15 protein-coding genes are annotated in these 20,678 nt (G+C 44.7%); 14 read left to right on the plus strand and 1 reads right to left on the minus strand.

The features are described from left to right. The first annotated feature begins 21 nt into the window (after nucleotides 1–21). The 9 genes from JMX94_RS06695 to JMX94_RS06735 all read left to right on the plus strand — a co-directional run bounded on the left by JMX94_RS06695 (nucleotide 22) and on the right by JMX94_RS06735 (nucleotide 13,620). Nucleotides 22–2,907: a 2-oxoglutarate dehydrogenase E1 component gene (locus tag JMX94_RS06695; protein ID WP_201564343.1), complete on the plus strand. Its 2,886-nt coding sequence runs from the start codon at nucleotides 22–24 to the stop codon at nucleotides 2,905–2,907. Between the two features lie 156 nt (nucleotides 2,908–3,063). Further along, nucleotides 3,064–4,326, plus strand: a complete 1,263-nt coding sequence (gene odhB, locus JMX94_RS06700) for a 2-oxoglutarate dehydrogenase complex dihydrolipoyllysine-residue succinyltransferase (RefSeq protein WP_201564345.1) — start codon at nucleotides 3,064–3,066, stop codon at nucleotides 4,324–4,326. Nucleotides 4,327–4,525: 199 nt separating this feature from the next. Beyond that, nucleotides 4,526–5,977 carry a dihydrolipoyl dehydrogenase gene (gene lpdA / locus JMX94_RS06705; RefSeq protein WP_201564347.1) on the plus strand — a complete coding sequence of 484 codons (1,452 nt, stop codon included), beginning with the start codon at nucleotides 4,526–4,528 and terminating at the stop codon, nucleotides 5,975–5,977. Nucleotides 5,978–6,170: 193 nt separating this feature from the next. Continuing rightward, nucleotides 6,171–7,337, plus strand: a complete 1,167-nt coding sequence (gene sucC / locus JMX94_RS06710) for an ADP-forming succinate--CoA ligase subunit beta (protein ID WP_201564349.1) — start codon at nucleotides 6,171–6,173, stop codon at nucleotides 7,335–7,337. Between the two features lie 181 nt (nucleotides 7,338–7,518). Continuing rightward, complete coding sequence (gene sucD / locus JMX94_RS06715) at nucleotides 7,519–8,394, plus strand: succinate--CoA ligase subunit alpha (RefSeq protein ID WP_201542416.1); 876 nt, start codon at nucleotides 7,519–7,521, stop codon at nucleotides 8,392–8,394. A 121-nt stretch (nucleotides 8,395–8,515) separates the two neighbouring features. Continuing rightward, nucleotides 8,516–9,562, plus strand: a complete 1,047-nt coding sequence (gene galE, locus JMX94_RS06720; RefSeq protein ID WP_201564351.1) for a UDP-glucose 4-epimerase GalE — start codon at nucleotides 8,516–8,518, stop codon at nucleotides 9,560–9,562. A gap of 64 nt (nucleotides 9,563–9,626) precedes the next feature. Continuing rightward, nucleotides 9,627–10,511 carry a UTP--glucose-1-phosphate uridylyltransferase gene (locus JMX94_RS06725; RefSeq protein ID WP_201564353.1) on the plus strand — a complete coding sequence of 295 codons (885 nt, stop codon included), beginning with the start codon at nucleotides 9,627–9,629 and terminating at the stop codon, nucleotides 10,509–10,511. Between the two features lie 3 nt (nucleotides 10,512–10,514). After that, nucleotides 10,515–12,182 (plus strand): glucose-6-phosphate isomerase, encoded by a 1,668-nt coding sequence (gene pgi / locus JMX94_RS06730; RefSeq protein WP_201564355.1) that lies wholly within the window; start codon nucleotides 10,515–10,517, stop codon nucleotides 12,180–12,182. A 58-nt stretch (nucleotides 12,183–12,240) separates the two neighbouring features. Beyond that, nucleotides 12,241–13,620, plus strand: coding sequence for a UDP-glucose/GDP-mannose dehydrogenase family protein (locus JMX94_RS06735; protein WP_201564357.1), 1,380 nt, complete (start codon nucleotides 12,241–12,243; stop codon nucleotides 13,618–13,620). 145 nt (nucleotides 13,621–13,765) lie between these two features. Here JMX94_RS06735 and JMX94_RS06740 read toward each other — a convergent pair whose 3' ends face one another. Further along, complete coding sequence (locus JMX94_RS06740) at nucleotides 13,766–15,259, minus strand: phosphomannomutase CpsG (protein ID WP_201564359.1); 1,494 nt, start codon at nucleotides 15,257–15,259, stop codon at nucleotides 13,766–13,768. Between the two features lie 155 nt (nucleotides 15,260–15,414). Here JMX94_RS06740 and mazG point away from each other — a divergent pair, with 155 nt between their 5' ends. The 5 genes from mazG to panB all read left to right on the plus strand — a co-directional run bounded on the left by mazG (nucleotide 15,415) and on the right by panB (nucleotide 20,634). Next, nucleotides 15,415–16,278, plus strand: coding sequence for a nucleoside triphosphate pyrophosphohydrolase (gene mazG, locus JMX94_RS06745; RefSeq protein WP_201564361.1), 864 nt, complete (start codon nucleotides 15,415–15,417; stop codon nucleotides 16,276–16,278). A 79-nt stretch (nucleotides 16,279–16,357) separates the two neighbouring features. Then, entirely contained in the window at nucleotides 16,358–16,666 is a 309-nt protein-coding gene (locus JMX94_RS06750; RefSeq protein ID WP_265088941.1) for a ComEA family DNA-binding protein, read from the plus strand. Between the two features lie 177 nt (nucleotides 16,667–16,843). Beyond that, a complete protein-coding gene (pcnB, locus tag JMX94_RS06755) occupies nucleotides 16,844–19,132 on the plus strand; it encodes a polynucleotide adenylyltransferase PcnB (RefSeq protein WP_201564365.1) in 2,289 nt (762 codons plus the stop codon). Nucleotides 19,133–19,166: 34 nt separating this feature from the next. Beyond that, nucleotides 19,167–19,715: a 2-amino-4-hydroxy-6-hydroxymethyldihydropteridine diphosphokinase gene (folK, locus tag JMX94_RS06760; RefSeq protein ID WP_201564367.1), complete on the plus strand. Its 549-nt coding sequence runs from the start codon at nucleotides 19,167–19,169 to the stop codon at nucleotides 19,713–19,715. 118 nt (nucleotides 19,716–19,833) lie between these two features. After that, entirely contained in the window at nucleotides 19,834–20,634 is an 801-nt protein-coding gene (gene panB / locus JMX94_RS06765; protein WP_201564369.1) for a 3-methyl-2-oxobutanoate hydroxymethyltransferase, read from the plus strand. Nucleotides 20,635–20,678: the final 44 nt, after the last annotated feature.

The following is a 20,678-nucleotide window of genomic DNA, read 5'->3' on the forward strand; positions in this document are numbered from 1 at the left end:
TCTATCAAATAGACGATTATTATGAATAGTATAACTAAAGAAGCAGTGAGCGTAGATCATACTGAACTGGCCGCTGATAATGCCAGTTACATCGAAGCGCTCTATGAGCAATATCTAGACGATCCTAGTAGCGTTGATAGCGATTGGCAAGCGTATTTTGAACAATACAAATCACCAAACGATGCCGCGCATAATGCGATTAAAGACCAGTTCTTATTGTTAGCACGTAATCAGACTGCTAATAAAGTGAGTGCTGATACGTCTGGCGCAACCGCTAACGATCCAGGTAACTGTGCTGACCCAAAACAAATGGGCGTGCAGCAACTGATTTCAGCGTACCGTCGCCGTGGTCATCGCCGCGCTAAGCTTGATCCCTTAGAACTACATCCACGTGCAGAAGTGGAAGATTTAACCCTTGCTTATCACAACCTGTCAGAAGCTGACCTTGATACGGTATTCCCAACCAATGATTTAAATATTGGTAAGGATGAAGCGACATTACGTGAAATTATCGAAATCATGGAGCGTGTTTACTGTCGTTACATGGGTGTCGAGTATATGCACGTGACCACCAGCACAGAAAAACGCTGGATGGAAAAATATCTAGAAACCAATTTAGGTTACATCGAGTTTGATAAAGAAAAACGTTTATCAATTCTTGAGCGTCTGACTGCTGCTGAAGGCTTAGAGAAATACTTGGCTCGTAAATATACGGGCGTTAAGCGTTTTGGTCTAGAAGGCGGCGAGAGCTTTATCCCTGCTATCAATGAAATCATCCAACGTGCTGGCGGTTATGGCACCAAAGAGATGGTCATTGGTATGGCTCACCGTGGACGCTTGAACTTACTGGTTAATATCTTGGGTAAAAACCCTGCCGATTTGTTCGATGAATTCGATGGTAAAGTACAGCCAGAAAAAGGCTCAGGTGACGTTAAATACCATAACGGTTTTTCATCGAACGTGATGACGCCAGGTGGCGAGGTACATTTAGCATTGGCGTTTAACCCATCGCATCTTGAGATTGTGGCACCTGTACTGCAAGGGTCGGTACGCGCCCGTCAGGTTCGTCGTAACGATCAGCCATTACAAGACAATAAAACTGGTAACTCAGTACTGCCAATCGTTATCCATGGTGACGCTGCTTTTGCTGGTCAAGGTGTGGTACAAGAAACCTTCCAGATGTCACAGACTCGTGCTTATACCACGGGCGGTACGGTTCATATTGTTATCAATAACCAAGTTGGTTTCACCACCAGCCGTCAAGAAGATGCGCGTTCAACGGAATATTGTACTGACGTGGCAAAAATGGTGCATGCACCTATCTTGCACGTGAATGGCGATGATCCTGAGTCAGTCGTATTTGCCGCTCAATTGGCATTAGATTACCGTCATGAGTTTGATAAAGACATTATCATTGACTTGTTCTGCTATCGCCGTAACGGTCATAACGAAGCCGATGAGCCATCAGCAACTCAGCCATTGATGTATGCCGTTATTAAGAAGCTACCAACGACGCGTACTATCTATGCGCAAAAGCTGATTGAGGAAGGTCTGCTTAACCAAGAAGATGAAAAACGCTACGAAGATGAATATCGTGAATCCTTAGACCGTGGTGATTATGTTGCCAACTCTTTGGTTAGTCAGCCTAACGAAGAGCTGTTTGTCGATTGGAAACCTTATTTGGGTCATGACTTGGTTGATGACTGGGATACCAGTGTCGATATCGAAATACTAAAAGGTTATGGTCGCCGTATGGCCGAGATGCCAGAAGGCTACAAGCTGCAACGCCAAGTACAAAAAATGGTCGAACAGCGCTTAGCCATGCAAACCGGTGAAGAGCCTCTTAACTGGGGCGCAGCTGAAACCTTGGCTTATGCCTCATTGGTTGATCATGATGGGGTGTTGGTTCGTATTACCGGAGAAGACGTTGGCCGTGGTACGTTCTCGCATCGCCATAGCGAAATCTATAACGTTAATGATGGCAGCATGTATGTGCCACTGTCACACATCAGTGAAAAACAAGCGCGTTTTGCCACTTATAACTCATTATTGTCAGAAGAAGCGGTATTGGCCTTTGAATATGGCTACGCAACGACTGTGCCAAATGCTCTAATCGTTTGGGAAGCCCAGTTCGGTGACTTTGTCAACGGCGCACAAGTGGTTATTGACCAATTTATCTCAAGTGGCGAGACCAAATGGCAGCGTGTTTGTGGTCTAACCATGTTGTTACCACACGGCTATGAAGGTCAAGGTCCTGAGCATTCATCTGCTCGTCTTGAGCGCTTCTTGCAGCTATGTGCTGAAGATAATATGCAAGTGATTACGCCAACGACGCCAGCGCAAATTTATCATGCGCTACGCCGTCAAGCGGTACGTCCGATTCGTAAGCCGTTGATCGTTATGTCACCGAAGAGTTTGCTACGTCATAAGCTTGCGACGTCAAACCTTGAAGAGTTGGCAAACGGTAAGTTTGAAACGGTATTGCCAGAGATGGATCAGCAAAATCCGAACAACGTGACTCGTATGGTGCTATGTGGCGGTAAAGTTTATTATGACTTGCTAGAGCAGCGCCGTGCGTTAGGTCTTGACCATGTTGCGATTGTGCGTATTGAGCAGCTTTATCCATTGCCAGAGAAACGTTTGATTGCTGAAATTGAGAAATATAGCAATTTGGCTGAGATTGTTTGGACGCAAGAAGAGCCATTGAACCAAGGTGCTTGGTATTATTTAGCGCCGCACATGTTCCGCATTGTCGTGCCGCACCCAACCAAGGCGAAAGTCATGGAGCCAGTGGCGCGTCCTGCTAGTGCAGCACCAGCGACAGGTTCGGCAAAACTGCATGTCAAACAGCAACAAGATTTGATTGCTGGTAGCCTTGGCATCAGTGTGGATGAGCTGTCTAAATAGCGACTCGTTTACGTAACAGATTATTCAAGATACATGAATCAGGCGATAACAGTCAGTACTCGGTATGACCATTTCAGCAAGACAATTTAAAACGGTACTGACTGCTTATCACGACTTAATAATAAATAGTAATATCAACATCTAAGGAGTATATCGATGGCTGAAATTAAAGCCCCCGTGTTTCCAGAATCGGTTGCCGACGGCACCATCGTGGAATGGCATGTCACTGAAGGTCAAGAAGTTAGCCGTGATGACTTATTGGCTGAAATCGAAACTGATAAAGTGGTATTAGAAGTTGTTGCACCTGATAATGGTGTTGTGACTAAAATCGTTAAGCAAGTTGACGATACTGTTTTGTCTGACGAGTTAATCGCAGAATTTGAAGCAGGTGCCAGCGGTAGTACAGATAGTGGTAGCGCTGATAAAGGTGATGCTCCTGCAGTTGATCCAGATCAGCCAGCAGCGCCAGTACAAGCGAAGCAAGGTACTGATGGCGGCGAGCCAGTGCAAGCGACAGATAAAAAAGACGAAGCCGATCATAAAGATCAAAGCCCTGCAGTACGTAAAGCGGCGAAAGAGTCTGGCGTTGATCCTAAAGACGTCGAAGGCAGTGGCCGCGGCGGTCGTGTGACCAAAACCGACATGGCGAACCCAACGCTAAAAGCTGACAGCTCTATCAAATCTGATAGCGGTCGTCCAGTCGCTGAGTCAACAGGTGAGCGTACTGAAAAACGCGTACCAATGACGCGCCTACGTAAAACAGTTGCCAATCGTCTGCTAGCTGCTTCGCAAGAAACAGCGATGCTAACCACGTTTAACGAAGTCAACATGAAACCGTTGATGGACATGCGTGCTAAGTATAAAGAGCAGTTTGAAAAGCGTCACGGCGTACGTCTAGGCTTTATGTCGTTGTTCGTAAAAGCGGCGACTGAAGCATTGAAACGCTTCCCAGCGGTTAACGCCTCACTAGATGGTGATGATATCGTTTATCATGGCTACTATGATATCGGTGTTGCCGTATCTTCAGATCGTGGTTTGGTTGTTCCTGTACTACGTGATGCCGATCGCATGAGCATGGCTGATGTTGAAGCTAAGATTCGTGAATTGGGTGGTAAAGCACAAAAAGGTAAGCTTGGTCTAGATGAGATGACTGGTGGTACGTTCACTATCTCAAACGGCGGCGTATTTGGTTCACTCATGTCAACGCCAATCTTGAATCCACCACAAACCGCTATCTTAGGTATGCATGCTATCAATGATCGTCCGATGGCAGTCGATGGTAAAGTTGAGATTTTACCAATGATGTACCTAGCACTTTCTTATGACCACCGTATGATTGATGGTAAAGAGGCAGTGCAGTTCTTAGTAACTATCAAAGAGTTGGTCGAAGATCCAACCATGTTGCTATTAGACCTTTAAGCCTATGAGCTTGTATCGGTAACCACTGATACAAGCTTTTTAACTTTGGAATAGGTGATTGTGGTTTATTGATAAATGTCAGATAACATTTCGTTCTTAGCGTGTATTAACGACAGAATAAAATGTGCCTTTATTTATCATGAGCTTAATTAATCATTCAAATCCTAACTGAAATTAGAATTAGAAATAGGAACGTACTATGAAAGACAATTATGATCTAGTCGTCATCGGCGGCGGTCCTGGTGGTTATGAAGCCGCTATTCGTGCAGGCCAACTGGGTATGAGCGTTGCTTGTATCGAAAAACGCGTTTATAAAGGCGAGCCAGCACTTGGCGGTACTTGCTTAAACGTCGGTTGTATCCCATCAAAAGCCTTGCTGGATAGCTCGCATCGTTATGAAGCGACTAAGCATGACCTTGCTGAACATGGTATCAGCACCGGCGACGTTGCTATCGATATCGAGCAAATGATTGCCCGTAAAGAAGGCATCGTTAAGCAATTGACCGGCGGCGTTGCGGCATTGTTAAAAGGTAATGGCGTTGACTGGCTTCAAGGTTGGGGCACGTTGGAAGATGGTAAAGGCGCGGATAAAAAAGTTAAATTTACCGCCCTTGCTGACGAAGCAGAAACCATTATCACGGCTAAAAACGTGATTCTTGCAGCAGGTTCTGTTCCTATCGATATTCCTATGGCAAAAACTGATGGCGATCGCATCGTTGATTCTACCGGCGCGCTTGATTTCACTGAAGTACCTAAGCGTTTAGGCGTTATTGGTGCCGGTGTTATCGGTCTAGAGCTAGGTTCAGTATGGCGTCGTTTGGGTGCAGAAGTGGTGGTTTATGAAGCGCTACCAAGTTTCTTAGCCGCCGCTGACAAAGATATCGCTAAAGAAGCGGGCAAAATGCTGAAGAAGCAAGGCCTTGATATCCGTGTCGATACCAAAGTGACCAATGCTGAAGTGAAAGGCGACCAAGTTGTCGTAACTAGCGAAGCTAAAGGCGAGTTATCTGAAGAAAGCTTTGATAAGTTAATCGTTTGTGTTGGTCGCCGTGCCTATTCTGAAAAACTATTGGGCGCAGACAGCGGTATCACCTTGACTGAACGCGGTCTAATCGATGTCGATGACCAATGTAAAACCAACCTTGATGGCGTTTACGCTATCGGTGACTTGGTCCGCGGCCCTATGCTTGCGCATAAAGCAATGGAAGAAGGCATGATGGCGGTTGAGCGCATTCATGGCGAAAAAGCACAAGTTAACTATGACACTATCATTAATGTCATTTATACCCATCCAGAAATCGCATGGGTTGGTTTGACTGAACAAGCAGCGACTGAAGCGGGTTATGAAGTAAAAACCGGTTCATTTAACCTAGCAGCTAACGGCCGTGCGCTTGCCCAAAGTGAAGCACAAGGCTCTATCAAAGTCGTTGCTGATGCTAAAACAGACCGTTTATTAGGTATGCATGCCATTTCTGCTGGTGCTGGCGATATCGTCCATCAAGGTATGATTGCGATGGAATTTGTATCAAGCATCGAAGACTTGCAGTTAATGACCTTTGCGCATCCAACCATTTCTGAAGCGGTTCATGAAGCAGCGTTATCAGCAGATGGTCGCGCGATTCACGCCATCCAGCGTAAAAAGCGTAAGTAGCTTTTAAAGTTAAAATGATTAAAGCTGAGAAAGTTAAAGCTAAGACAATTTAAGTAAATATCAAGTTTAACCGGATGAGGCGACCGCTATCATTATTGAGATACTGGTCGCCATCATCATAAGTGCTCAGATATATTCTTCTACGCACTTGATTTCACTTTTTATTAATTGTAAAAAATAAAGGATACAATCAATGAATTTACATGAGTATCAAGCAAAAGAGCTATTAAAAAGCTACGGTTTGCCCATTCAAGAAGGTATCATCGCCTATAACGGCGACGAAGCTGCCGCTGCTTTTGATAAAACGCCTACAGACATTGCGGTTATCAAAGCGCAAGTACATGCTGGCGGCCGTGGTAAAGCGGGCGGTGTTAAATTGGTTAAGACTCGTGAAGAAGCTAAGCAAGTTGCTGAAGCGCTTATCGGTACCAATCTGGTTACGTTCCAGACTGACGCTGACGGCCAACCAGTAAACTTTGTATTGGTTGCAGAAGATATGTACCCAGTACAAACTGAGCTATATCTTGGCGCAGTTGTTGACCGTTCTACACGTCGCGTGACTTTTATGGCATCAACCGAAGGCGGCGTTGATATCGAAGAAGTCGCAAGCGAAACCCCAGAAAAAATCTTTAAAGTAAGCGTTGATCCATTAGTCGGTTTAATGCCTTACCAAGCACGTGAAGTGGCATTTAAACTGGGTCTTGAAGGCAAGCAAATCAACCAGTTTGTAAAACTGATGAGCGGTGCTTATCAAGCATTCATTGACAATGATTTTGCGTTACTAGAGATTAACCCATTAGCGGTTCGCGAAAATGGCGAAATCGTTTGTGTCGATGGCAAAATTGGTATCGACTCAAACGCTTTATATCGTTTGCCTAAAATAGCTGCGCTACAAGACAAAACGCAAGAAAACGAGCGCGAGCTAAAAGCAGCTGAATTTGACCTAAACTATGTTGCCCTAGAAGGTAACATCGGTTGTATGGTCAACGGTGCTGGTCTGGCAATGGCGACCATGGACATCATCAAACTGTATGGCGGCAAACCTGCTAACTTCTTGGACGTTGGCGGCGGTGCAACCAAAGATCGCGTTGTTGAAGCGTTCAAAATCATTCTAGAAGACAGCAGTGTTGAAGGTGTTTTAATCAACATCTTTGGCGGTATCGTACGTTGTGACATGATTGCAGAAGCCATTATCGCTGCGGTTAAAGAAGTCGACGTAAAAGTACCTGTCGTTGTACGTCTAGAAGGTAATAACGCTGAATTGGGCTTACAGATTCTAGAAGAATCTGGTCTGAAACTGACTTCAGCCCAAGGCCTAGCAGACGCGGCGCAAAAAATTGTCGATGCGGTTAAAGCGTAAGTCTTTAATATAAGTCGTTAACATAAGCGCGATTGTATTAATTAGTATGCGCTTAAACAAACGCTTAAGCATTATAGTCAAAGCGTGATGGCAGTTTTTAGTATGAATATCAATCGTTAACATTTAACGACAGATAAGCTAGCAAACTGCTATTGCAAGACAACCGAATAAGGAAAAAATAATGAGTGTATTAATTGATAAAGATACCAAAGTATTGGTACAAGGTTTTACCGGTAAGAACGGTACATTCCACTCTGAACAAGCGATTGAATACGGCACCAAAGTTGTTGGCGGCGTAACTCCAGGTAAAGGCGGTCAAACGCACCTAGGTTTGCCAGTATTTAACACCATGGCGGAAGCGATGGAAGCGACCCAAGCTGACGCATCAGTTATCTACGTACCTGCACCATTTGTACTAGATTCTATCGTTGAAGCGGTCGATGCCGGTGTAAAGTTGATCGTTGTGATCACTGAAGGCGTACCGACTATCGATATGCTAAAAGCTAAGCGTTATATCGAAGAAGCAGACGGCGTACGTATGGTCGGTCCAAACTGCCCAGGCGTTATCACTCCAGGTCAGTGTAAAATCGGTATCATGCCAGGTCATATCCATTTGCCAGGTAAAGTGGGTATCATCTCACGCTCTGGTACGTTGACTTATGAAGCGGTTGCACAGACCACTAAGCTTGGCTTTGGTCAGTCAACTTGTATTGGTATCGGTGGCGATCCTATCCCTGGTATGAATCAGATTGACGCATTAAAACTGTTCCAAGACGATCCACAAACTGAAGCTATCGTATTAATCGGTGAGATTGGTGGTACTGCTGAAGAAGAAGCGGCTGCTTATATCAAAGAGCACGTGACTAAGCCAGTTGTTGGTTATATCGCTGGTGTTACCGCACCTGCTGGTAAGCGTATGGGTCATGCTGGTGCGATTATCTCTGGTGGTCAAGGTACTGCTGAAGAGAAATTTAAAGCCTTTGAAGACGCTGGTATTGCTTATACTCGCGATCCATCAAAAATCGGTGACAAGCTAAAAGAAGTTACTGGTTGGTAATTTAGATATTAATCGATAATCTAATACCGAAACGTCGTTGAAAAAAATACAAGGCACCCCTACAATGGGGTGTCTTTTTTTATTCTAAAAATAACTTTTCTTCGACTAAAATGTAGCAATTATGAAAAACAAGATATTGGTTACGGGCGGCGCTGGATATATCGGCTCACACACATGTATAGCGTTGCATCAAGCAGGCTATGATGTCGTGGTATATGACAACCTATCCAATAGTAGCCGTGAAGCGATCAATCGCGTCTCTACTCTCATTGGTCAGCCTATTGAATTTATCGAAGGCGATATTCGCGATGCTGAGTTGCTCAGACAAGTATTTACAGAGCATCCATTTTTTGGTGTGATTCATTTTGCGGGGTTAAAGGCCGTTGGTGAATCCGTTGCCAAGCCACTGTTGTATTATAATAATAATGTCAGTGGCACCATTACTTTACTAGAAGTCATGGCAGAAGCAAACGTTAAAAACCTCGTTTTTTCATCGTCTGCGACTGTTTACGGTGATCCTGAAGTACTGCCTATTGACGAGACATCACCACGTTCTTGTACCAATCCTTATGGGCAAAGTAAGCTTACGGTCGAGCATATTTTAGAAGGCTTAGCGGCAACTAATGATGGCTGGAATCTTATTCCGCTTAGATACTTTAATCCCGTAGGCGCGCATCCATCAGGACAGATTGGCGAAGATCCAAATGATATTCCTAATAATTTGATGCCTTATATCTCCCAAGTAGCAGTCGGTAAGCTTGAAAAGCTTAGTGTTTTTGGTAATGACTATCCTACCGTCGATGGTACGGGGGTACGCGACTTTATCCATGTCACTGACCTTGCCCAAGGGCATGTTGCTGCGCTTAATTATTTGCAGAAACGAGTAGGTCAAGATAAATACAGCTCAATAGGTTTTTTACCCATTAATCTAGGAACAGGTAAAGGAACGTCTGTTTTAGAATTGGTCACGGCTTTTTCTGAAGTATCAGGACAAAACATTCCTTATCAGTTTTCTGCTCGCCGCGCAGGAGATATTGCTAGCTGCTATGCCAGTGCTGATAAGGCGAAAGAATTATTGGGCTGGGAAGCCAAGCTGTCTATTACTGAAATGTGCCAAGATACCTGGCGTTGGCAGAGTATGAATCCGAATGGGTATAACATCGCTTAAATTGTATAAAAACTATGTTTAAACCTAGCTTTTATCTCACACCTTTTAACACAGTTTAAAAATTATGAAAAAAATTACCCACGTCGTTATCCCCGTTGCAGGCTTTGGCACGCGTATGTTGCCATTATCTAAATCCGTACCAAAAGAGCTATTGCCGCTTGGTAATCGTCCGGCCATTCACTATGTCGTTGAAGAAGCAATCGCAGCTGGTATCAAGCATATTGTCTTGGTCGGTCATGCGCAAAAAAGTGCCATTGAAAATTACTTTGATATCAATGCTGAGCTGGATAATCAGCTTAGAGCGAAAGGTAAAAATGAGCTAGCCGATAGCTTAAATTGGCTACCAGATGATGTAACGGTATCAATGATACGCCAAGGTAAACCGTTAGGTTTAGGGCATGCGGTACTTGCCGCGCGACCAATTATCGGCGATCATGATTTTGCTGTGATGTTGCCTGATGTGGTGCTTGATCCCTTTACCACCGATATGACTGCCGACAATTTAGCTTTTATGATTGAGTCTTTTGCTAAAGACAAGCACTCACAGATATTGGTCGATACTGTCGCCGATGAAGATGTGCATAAATACGGTATCGCTCAGTTAAGTGAATCTGATAACGGTGCGCACGATATAGATAATAAAGCAGATACGAATACGAGCTTTAAGGTTGCCGGTTTTGTAGAAAAACCAAGTTTAGCAGATGCACCTTCAAAATTGGCCGTCGTTGGGCGCTATGTCTTTAGCAACCATATTTTTGACTATCTGGCCAATACCAAGGCATCAGTTGGCGGTGAGATTCAACTGACTGATGCTATCGATGCCTTGATTAGTCAATATGGCGTCAATGTCACGACGATGTGCGGTGCCAGTTATGATGCCGGTGATATGCGCTCTTATATGCAGGCGTTTATTTATTTCGCTCAGCAGCAATTAGCAGATGAAGGGTAGTGCATGAACGATATAAAAGGCAATAATCGCTATAGCAGCGCGCGTAATTCTAAGTACTGGCAGCAGTTACAGGAGTTGGCGGCACAGCCATGGTCGCTGGATAAACTATTTACCCAAGATGCTGAACGTACGAGCCGTTTTAGCACGCAAGCTGGCGCGCTATATATGGATTATAGCAAGCAGTGTGTTGACGAGACGGTATTAGGCGCACTGTTAAGCTTAGCGGATAGTTGTGATTTATCAGGCCGGATTCAATCTTTGCTGCAAGGCGCGATGGTCAATACCAGTGAGGAGCGTGCGGCGTTGCACACAGCGCTGCGCTTACCAGTTACCGCAAAACTGCAAGTTGGTACGCAAGATGTTGTTACTGATGTGCATCAGAGCTTGGCGCGCGTTGCCAGATTATCCGAGCGTGTACGCAGTGGTACATGGCGTGGATTTTCCGGCAAGGCAATTACCGATGTGGTTAATATCGGCGTTGGTGGTTCTGATTTAGGGCCGCTGATGGCGACCACTGCGCTTGATGAGTGGGCAGATACTGCTATCGAAGTGCATTTTGTCTCCAATATGGACGGCACGCAACTTGATAATTTGCTGAAACACTTAAATCCTGAAACTACCTTATTTATTATATCCTCTAAGTCTTTTGGTACCGTTGATACGCTATCCAATGCCAAAACCGCCCTGTCTTGGCTGCTTGCAACCGCAAAACTGCGGGCAGGTACAGAGGACAGTGTATTACGTCGTCATTTTATTGGTATTTCAGCCAACAGTGAGAAAATGAGCGCCTGGGGTATTCATCCTGAGCACCAATTGCAGCTTTGGGAATGGGTTGGTGGCCGTTTTTCTTTATGGTCAGCGATTGGATTGGCTATTGCCATTCGTATCGGTATCGATGGCTTTAAAGCGTTATTGGCCGGCGCTCATAGTATGGATGAGCACTTCGCCCAAGCGAATTTTGCAGAAAATTTACCGGTATTATTAGGTTTACTTGCCGTTTGGAACAGTACCTTTTTACACGTTAATGCTCATACGGTATTGCCTTATGATGGGCGTTTAGAGTATTTGCCAAGCTACTTGACCCAGCTTGAAATGGAAAGTAATGGTAAATCGGTGACGCTGCATGGTGAGCGATTAGACTACGATACTTGTCCGATTTTATGGGGTGAGATTGGCTCAAACGCGCAGCATGCTTTTTATCAGCTTTTGCATCAAGGGACGCAGCAAGTCTCTTGTGATTTTATCGCCTGTGTGCGTCGTTATAGTGATAAAGCGACCAATGCCTCGCTACAGCAGCAGCATGAATTATCTTTAGCCAACTGTCTAGCGCAAAGTCGGGTACTGGCTTTTGGCAATGCGGCTATTGCTGATGCTGATATACAAATTGCTTCTGATGCTGATAAATATAAATACTACCGCGGTAATCAGCCATCAACAACCTTATTGATTGACGAGCTGACCCCGCATAGTTTGGGGGCATTAATCGCGCTTTATGAGCATAAGGTTTATGTGATGGCCAGCATTTGGGATATCAATCCGTTTGACCAGTGGGGTGTCGAGATGGGTAAGCAAATGGCAGAGTCAGTGCATGCCGCTATGCAGCAAGAGGGTGGTGAGCAGTTCGACAGCTCTACTAATCAGCTATTACAGCATATTAAGCTGCTTTCTTAAGAGTGCCTGCTGTTAATTTATTCACGCTGCTAATTCCCCAATAATAAAAGGTAAACTCATGAGCGCTGATGCCATAAATACACATAAGCATGAATCTGTACCCAATCCGTTTAATAATACGGCGGTAAATAATAACGTTTGTGTCCTTGTCGGTCATAGTATTGAAGCGATTACCAGTGCAGTGGTACTGGCAAGTCTCGGTCATGCGGTTCACCTCTATGCCGATAAAGATATATTGACGCAGCAGTTACAACAATATTGTTTTGAGCATCATCTGCAAGCGCTTTGGCAGATGTATGATCAGCAGCAACAGATTGTCAGCTATGTGCTACCAAAGAGTGCTGATGAGCTGATACAGCGTTATGAAGTGGCGAATGATAATGATGAGAAAAAATCAGTTGCGCTATATTGGCTATTTTTAGATAGTATTAGCTCAATATGGCTAGAGGACAGTTGGATTACCGCCTTTAATCATAGTCATCAGCAAGCATTACCGCTCATCATGAGTGGTATTAAACAGTTGGGTGCAGTTGCCGCATTATCTAAACGTTTGCAGCGCGCTTGGGTATATTATCTACCCTTCGTCTTCTTAAAAGATGGTGATGCTTATAGCTCGATGTTAAATCCGTCGTTATGGCTACTCGGTGAAAAAACGCCAAACAGCAGCTATCATCTACATATGCTCCAACCATTAATGCAGCATGCGCGTGCAACGCATCATGCCGATATTGCGACGATAGAATTTGCCCGTAGTAGTATCATGGCGATGCTGGCAACGCGGGTTAGCTTTATGAATGAAATGTCACGCTTGGCTGATAGTCATCAGGTTGATATCCAGCAGGTCAGTCACATTATGGGACTCGATGAGCGTGTGGGCAGTAGCTACTTGCAAGCGGGTTGGGGGTTTGGTGGTAATACGCTACCGACGGAATTGCTTCAGCTGCAGCAATCAAGTGAGGCGCAGAGTTTGGCTATGCCGCTATTGCAATCGGTTATCCATATTAATGAAGACCAAAAAGAGCTGATCTTCCGTAAGTTTTGGCAATATTTTGATGGTTTTATCGATAATAAAACCGTCATGATTTGGGGCGGTAGTTATAAAGCAGGCTCGGGACGGACAGCAGAGTCAGCGATTCATCCTTTATTGGCATTATTATGGTCTTATAATATCCGTACACTGGTTTATAGCGATAAAGCGCAAACGGAGCTTGCCGCCCTTTATAAGCAGCAGCCATTACTTCAGTTGATAAACAATCCGTATCAACAGCTTAATGAGGCGCAGGCAATCTTTATTATCAGCTGGTTGCCAGAAAATAGGCTGGATATTGCCAAGCTTAATGAGCAAGCGATGCCTGTATTCGATGCGCAAAATGCCTTGTCGCGAACGCAGATAGATGGTCTAGTCGGCGACTATATGGGGATTGGTCGCGTCAAGTAAGGGTTTCTATCAGGTATAAAATAAGCTCAGTAGACAAACAATTATTAGACTAAAGCCAAACAAAAGCGCCGATTAATATAAAAATTAATCGGCGCTTTTTTTATTTTTATAAGTTTAGAATGTCTTTATTCAGCACAGCAGCTATTTAAGCAGGTACCGCACCTTTACTGGCAAGCCATTGTTGAATGGCTTGGGTTTTGGTCCGTAGTAAATCTTCATCACCGCGACTTTCAATATTTAACCGAATTAATGGTTCAGTATTTGAGGCGCGTAAGTTAAAACGCCATTCGCCAAAGTTTAAACTCAAACCATCTAGCATCGATTTGGTTGGATTTTCAGCGCTGAACTTTTCTTCGATAGCGCTAATAATCGTCTGCGCATCATGCGTGGTCAGATGAAAGTTTAGCTCGCCTGAGCTTGGATAGGCTGCAATATAACCGCTGACCAATTCTGACAAGGTTTTACCGGTAATCGATAATAACTCAATGGTCAGCAGCCAAGGAATCATACCGCTATCGCAGTAGAAAAAATCGCGGAAATAATGATGCGCGGACATCTCGCCACCATAAACTGCGCCAGAATCACGCATCACCTGCTTGATAAATGAGTGCCCAGATTTACTAATAACCGCCTTACCGTTATGCTCATGGATGACGGCTTCGGTGTTATAAATTACCCGTGGATCATAAACAATCGACTCGCCTGCATACTTATTTAAAAAGGCTTGCGCCAGCATCCCAACGACATAGCTACCATCGATAAATTCGCCGTATTCATCGAATAAAAAGCAACGGTCAAAATCGCCATCAAAGGCAATGCCAAGGTCGGCTTTATTTTCTAACACCGCTTGCTGGGTGGCGGTTCTATTAGCCAAAATCATCGGATTGGGAATGCCATTTGGAAAACTACCGTCAGGGGCATGATGCAATTTAATCACTTCAATCGGTGCGCCAGCTTGTGCTAACTTATCGATTAATAAGTCAACCACGGGACCGGCGCTGCCATTTCCTGAATTTATAACCAGCTTAAGTGGTTTTAATTTGTCAGTATCAATAAAAGTCATCACATGATTGATATAGGCGCTTTTATCCGTCAGTAATTGTAGGTTGCCTAAGGTGTTAGCAGTGGTAAATTGCCCCGATTCTGCCAATGCTTGAATCTCTGCCAAACCATCATCGGCGCTAATCGGTTTTGAGTGCTCTTTGACCAATTTTAAGCCATTATAGTTAATCGGATTATGACTGGCAGTGACTTCAATTCCGCCCAACGCTTGATAGTAGCTGGTTGCAAAATACACCTCTTCTGTACCTGTCATTCCCAAATCAATCACATCGACGCCAGCATCTAGCATGCCTTTGATAGTCGCTTGTTTTAACTGCTCACTTGAATGACGGATATCGCTACCAATAACGATAGCTGGTTTTAAGTTTTTCAGTTCAGCGGTAGCATCATTATCGGCACTGTTATAACGCTCGAATAAAATTTGCGCAAAGGCACGGCCGATACGGTAAGCGATGTCTTCATCGAGATTGACACCAAGCTCGCCGCGGATATCGTAAGCTTTAAATGAATCAATTTTAATCGGTGCGAACTGGGTTTGAGTCGCATAGCTGGCATTATTGGTATCGGATGTGGGCATAACGATAAAATCCTTGCGTTTAAGCAGTGAGATGATAATTAAGTAGGTTACCCAATTATAAGCTAATCAGTGTTCAATGCTACACTAACGACAAAATCGTTATAAACTTAATAGGGTTCTATTGAATAACCAATAAAAATATAAGAGTGTTTTTTATGAATAGCTTAGAAAATAAAATAACAGCGCCTACACCGGTACCAGGAACGCCAGAAGCAAGTGGCGAGTTGGCGGATTTATTATCCTTAATGGCACGGCTGCGAGCAGATTGTCCGTGGGATAAAAAACAAAGCAATCATAGTCTCATTCCTTATGCGATTGAAGAAGCCTATGAGCTTGGCGAAGCGGTACAAAGTGATGATGATGAAGACATCAAAGGCGAGCTTGGTGATGTGTTGCTGCAAGTGGTGTTTCATTGTCAGATGTACGCTGAACAAGGACGCTTTGATATGAGCGATGTGATTACCACTTTACAAGAAAAGCTGATTCGCCGGCACCCGCATGTGTTTGAAGCAGAAACGCTACAAGATGAAGCCGCGGTAAAAGAACGTTGGGATGAGATTAAGGCGGACGAGCAACAAGCGCGCGCCGCACGTGGCAAACCACAGCGCCGTTTGGACAATACCAAAGCAGGCAGCGCGCTCATGCAAGCGCAGGATGTACAAAAGCAGGCGTCAAAACTGGGTTTTGATTGGGAAGGCGTCAGCGGCGCCTTTGATAAACTCGATGAAGAAATTGCCGAGCTAAAGGCTGAGATTTTAGATAAGCCAAAAGTCGAGATAAAAGATAATATTGCCGATATTGAAAAAGAGCTTGGCGATTGCATGTTTGCGCTGGTCAATGTCGCCCGTAAACTAAACCTCGACGCTGAAACTGCAACGTTAACTTGTGTGCATAAATTCAAATCACGTTTTGGCTATATTGAAGACCAGTTAGCTGCCGCTGGCAAGTGCTTAGAAGACAGTGATATTAATGAGATGGATGCGTTATGGGAAGCGGCTAAACAATATGAACGCGACTAATAAAAGCCTGTTTATTAAATGGCAACATGCTAATTTGTTTAAAAATGCAGCCATTTTTTTAGTAGGCATAGTTTCTATCATGGCTATGCTGTCTCATCCTGTCCTTGCCGCCCCTTGTTTTGATAACCCCCAAAGTGCTTATAATTATCTATTAACGCAGGAAACAGCGCAAAGCCAAGCGCGTACGCAGACCAGTATTAATATCAATCGAGCGACAGAAGCCGAACTGGTGGGATTAGACGGTGTTGGCAGCAGTAAAGCGCAGGCGATTATTTTATATCGTGAGATGTTTGGCGGCTTTAAGAGCGTTGATGAATTAACCAAGGTAAAAGGTATCGGTGCAAAAACCGTTGAGAAGAATCGCAGACGTTTAAGCGTGCAGGATTAATCACGGTATTAATCAGGATATTTTGTATTAATTAACCCCAATATTGACAAAATAGCATGTAAGTAAATGTCATAACACACCCACCATGGCCAAAATTTGTTAAACTAGCAGGTACATCCGCCTGATAGACGCTGTGTTCGTCAGGGGTGGTTAAGAATAAAGGCGAGGAGTAGATGCATGGCCGAGCGTGCCGCCAAGCAGTTAGAACTGAATAAATCTGAATTACCAAATTCCATTACCGAAGTGATTGCAACCCTAACCCGAGCTGGGTTTGATGCCTATATCGTCGGTGGCGGCGTGCGCGACACCTTGCTAGGCCTGCGTCCAAAAGACTTCGACGCGGTCACTGATGCTAAGCCCCATGAGATTAAAGACGTCTTTGGCAAACGCTGCCGTATTATCGGTCGCCGCTTTCAATTGGCGCATGTCTACTCTGGGCGTGAGCTTATCGAAGTAGCCACTTTCCGTGGACCACCGCTTAATGATTCCAATACCAATCAAGATGGTATGATTCTGCGCGACAATGTCTGGGGCGATATCAAACAAGACTTTGCCCGTCGCGACTTTTCTATCAATGCCCTTTATTATCAGCCGCTTAAAGGCGTGGTGCATGATTTTTGCGGTGCGCTTGAAGATATCGATAATAAAATTATTCGCCTGTTAGGCAATGCGCCGACTCGTATCGAAGAAGATCCGGTCAGATTGCTGCGCGCCTTACGTTTTAAAGCCAAGTTGGGCTTTGATTTTGATAGCGAACTAGCCGCACAGTTCCATGATGGTAATTGGGCGCTACTTGAGCAAATCTCTCCGCATCGTCTGTATGATGAAACGCAAAAGATGTTTACTGGTGGCTATTTAGTGCCACTATTGCCGTTATTGTTTGAGTCGGGTGCGATTGATAGTTTAATCATTTACCCACCTGCTGAGCCAAGTGCTTTAGTGAAACAAGTCGCTATTAATACCGACAAACGTATCGGCGCTGGCAAAAGCATTAACCCTGCCTTCTTTTATGCCGCGTTGCTGTGGGAAAACTATCTACATCAATTAGAAAAAGCCAAAAAGCGCAATATGCCTTTTGCCGATGCACAAATGCATGCAGCGGGCAAAGTCATCGACCGTCAGCGTATCAAAACCGCCATTCCAAAATTTGCCGAACAGTTTATTCGTGATATTTGGATATTGCAGCCAAAATTGGCCGCGCCACGTAGTAAACAAATTGTCCAGCTGTCTGAGCACCCACGTTTCCGCGCCGGTTTTGATTTCTTGTTATTGCGTGAGCAGTGCGGCGATGCCGAACATCCGCTATCAGAATCGACCAATGGTATGGGCGAGTGGTGGCACAACTATCAAACCTTGACCGAACAGCAGCAGCAACAAGCGATTGATGACTTTGATGAAAACATTCGTCGCGGTGCTTATAAGCAAGCGCAGCGCGGTCGCGGACGTAATCGTCAAAAACAGCAAACCTCGAACGATAATGGCAAGGTGAATCACATAGAAAACGATCAGCAAGATAAAGTAAGCGGCAATGGTCATAGCAAGCAAGTGGTTAATGATGCCTCAAACGTGCCATCACGCCGCCGCCGCGCTGCCAGTCAGTCGGCTCAGCATGCTAATAACAGTGTCAGTAATAGTAGCAGCAATGTCGGTCGTAATGAGAATGGTCGTAATAATAGCTATGATAAGCAGCAAGCGACACAAGATAATAATGAGCTTGCGCAATTGCAGCAGTTATCACTTGCTAACATAGGTCATCAAGCGGCAACTAAACGCCATAATGCCAAGCCTGCACCGTTGTTTGTCATAGAGCATGAGAAGGTTGTACCGCCATTACGCAAGCAATTGCCAAGTGAGGCACAGTCGCAATCGTCATCTAAGTCGACTTCTAAATCTAAACCGGCTAGCCAAGCGTTTGTAGAAAAAAACGCCGTTACTGACAACGCAGCGCCTAAAGAGCAGTCTGGCAATCAAGCAGCAAAGCATCATACAAAACCAAAGCAAGCTGATGTCAATGTTAGTACTGACTCAGCTTCTGCTAAAGCGCATACGACAGAGTATGCTACGCGCACGGTAGCCAGAACACCGGCGCTCGTCAGTATGAATAATGAGCCGATACCGCATAAGCGTCGCCGCCGTCAGCCTACTGTTGTAGAAAATGACAATGGAAATAGCTCAGCTGATAGCAATAGCGTAGTAGAGGCTAAAGCAGTCGATAACAAAGCGCAAAAAGCGACGAGATATGCAAAAAAAGCGCCGAAGTTAGCGACTGAAGCTGTTAGTAAAACTGAAACTAGTGACGTTGAAAGTAAGGCTAAGAAGGCAACTAAAGCTACAGCAGCAAAACCTACTAAAACCAGTCAAAGTCAGTCAGCTAAGCATCAAACAGCTGCTAGTAAAATGAATGAGCAAAAAGGTCCTGTACCATCAAAGCGTCGCCGCCGTCAGCCAAGCGTTAATAACGTTTAAGCTTATGAGCGGACAATAGAGTAAAGTGATAACTATGAACACGCACTTTGATGCTAACGATGACAATGAGAGCCATGGCGATGTAACTTGGGTTATCTGCTATGTGGGCTTAGGTAGCAATCTGTCCAATGAGTTAGGTTCACCTGTCGAGCATTTGCAGCAAGCCGTTGCAGCTATGCAAAAGCACGAGCAGATACGCGCGGTACGGGTGTCTTCCTTTTACGCTTCAGTACCCATGGGACCGCAAGACCAACCTGATTTTATTAATGCGGTCGCAGGTTTTGAGACCACTTTGACTGCGTTTGAGCTGCTTGATTTTTGCCAAGCGCTAGAGCAACAAGCCAAACGCGCTCGTTTGCGCTGTTGGGGCGAGCGTAGCCTTGATGTCGATATCTTATTACATGGTGACGCGCAAATAGCAGAGCCGCAATTAACCATACCGCATGCTGGTTTGCCTGAACGTAATTTTGTTTTGATACCGCTGCGAGAGCTAGCGCCAGAGTTGATTATTAAAGGTAAACCTATAAAGGATTATCCGCTGAGTAACGATTGGACAGGGTTAAAGTTGCTATCAGATGATTGATGTATGAACCGTTAAATAGACTTATTAACTACTAAAAAGTAGCAGCAAATTGGCATTTAGCAGCATTTTCAGTCATTGATTGTTAAACGTATTGATGATTGAAAGCATTGAGGATGATATGACGACGTTATCGACTTTAAATAAATTTAAAAAAGACGGCACCAAATTTACCTGTCTGACCTGCTATGACGCGATGTTTGCGCGCATGATGGATAAAGCACAAATCGATACGATACTGATTGGTGATAGTCTGGGCATGGTGGTACAAGGTCATGATTCAACCTTACCGGTCAGCGTCGATGATATGGCTTATCATACGGCCAATATTGCTCGTAGTAATAAGCATGCGCTGATTTTAGCTGACTTGCCGTTTATGAGTTATGTGACGCTCCCTGAAGCGGTTGCCAATAGCCGAAAACTGATGCAGGCGGGCGCGCATGTGATTAAGATTGAAGGCGGTAGTGAGCTTTGCGATTTAGTCACGACATTGGCGCAAGCAGGTACGCCCACTTGTGTACATCTTGGCTTAACCCCACAATCGGTTAATGTCTTTGGCGGTTATAAAATCCAAGGGCGCGGTGATGCAGCGGCTGATAAGCTGCTTGCTGATGCTAAAGCGGTCGTTGCTGCTGGCGCGGCACTTTTGGTATTAGAATGCGTACCTGCTGAACTTGCAAAAGCTGTAACCCAAGCGGTTGCCGTACCGGTAATTGGTATTGGCGCTGGTGCCGATACTGATGGTCAAGTCTTAGTCATGCATGACATGCTTGGTATGGTGCATGGTCGCGTGCCACGCTTTGTTCATGACTTTTTAACCGATGAGCGTAATAGCGAGCGTAGTATTGAAGGCGCATTTGCCCTATATCAGCAAGCGGTACGCGATGGCAGCTTTCCGACTGAGCAGCACCAATTTAGCTAGTGGTCTTTAATTTAAAACTTTGAATTTGGTGCTTAGTATTTAGC

The sequence above is a fragment of the Psychrobacter sp. CMS30 genome (assembly GCF_904846565.1).
GTDB classification, from domain to species: Bacteria; Pseudomonadota; Gammaproteobacteria; order Pseudomonadales; family Moraxellaceae; genus Psychrobacter; species Psychrobacter maritimus.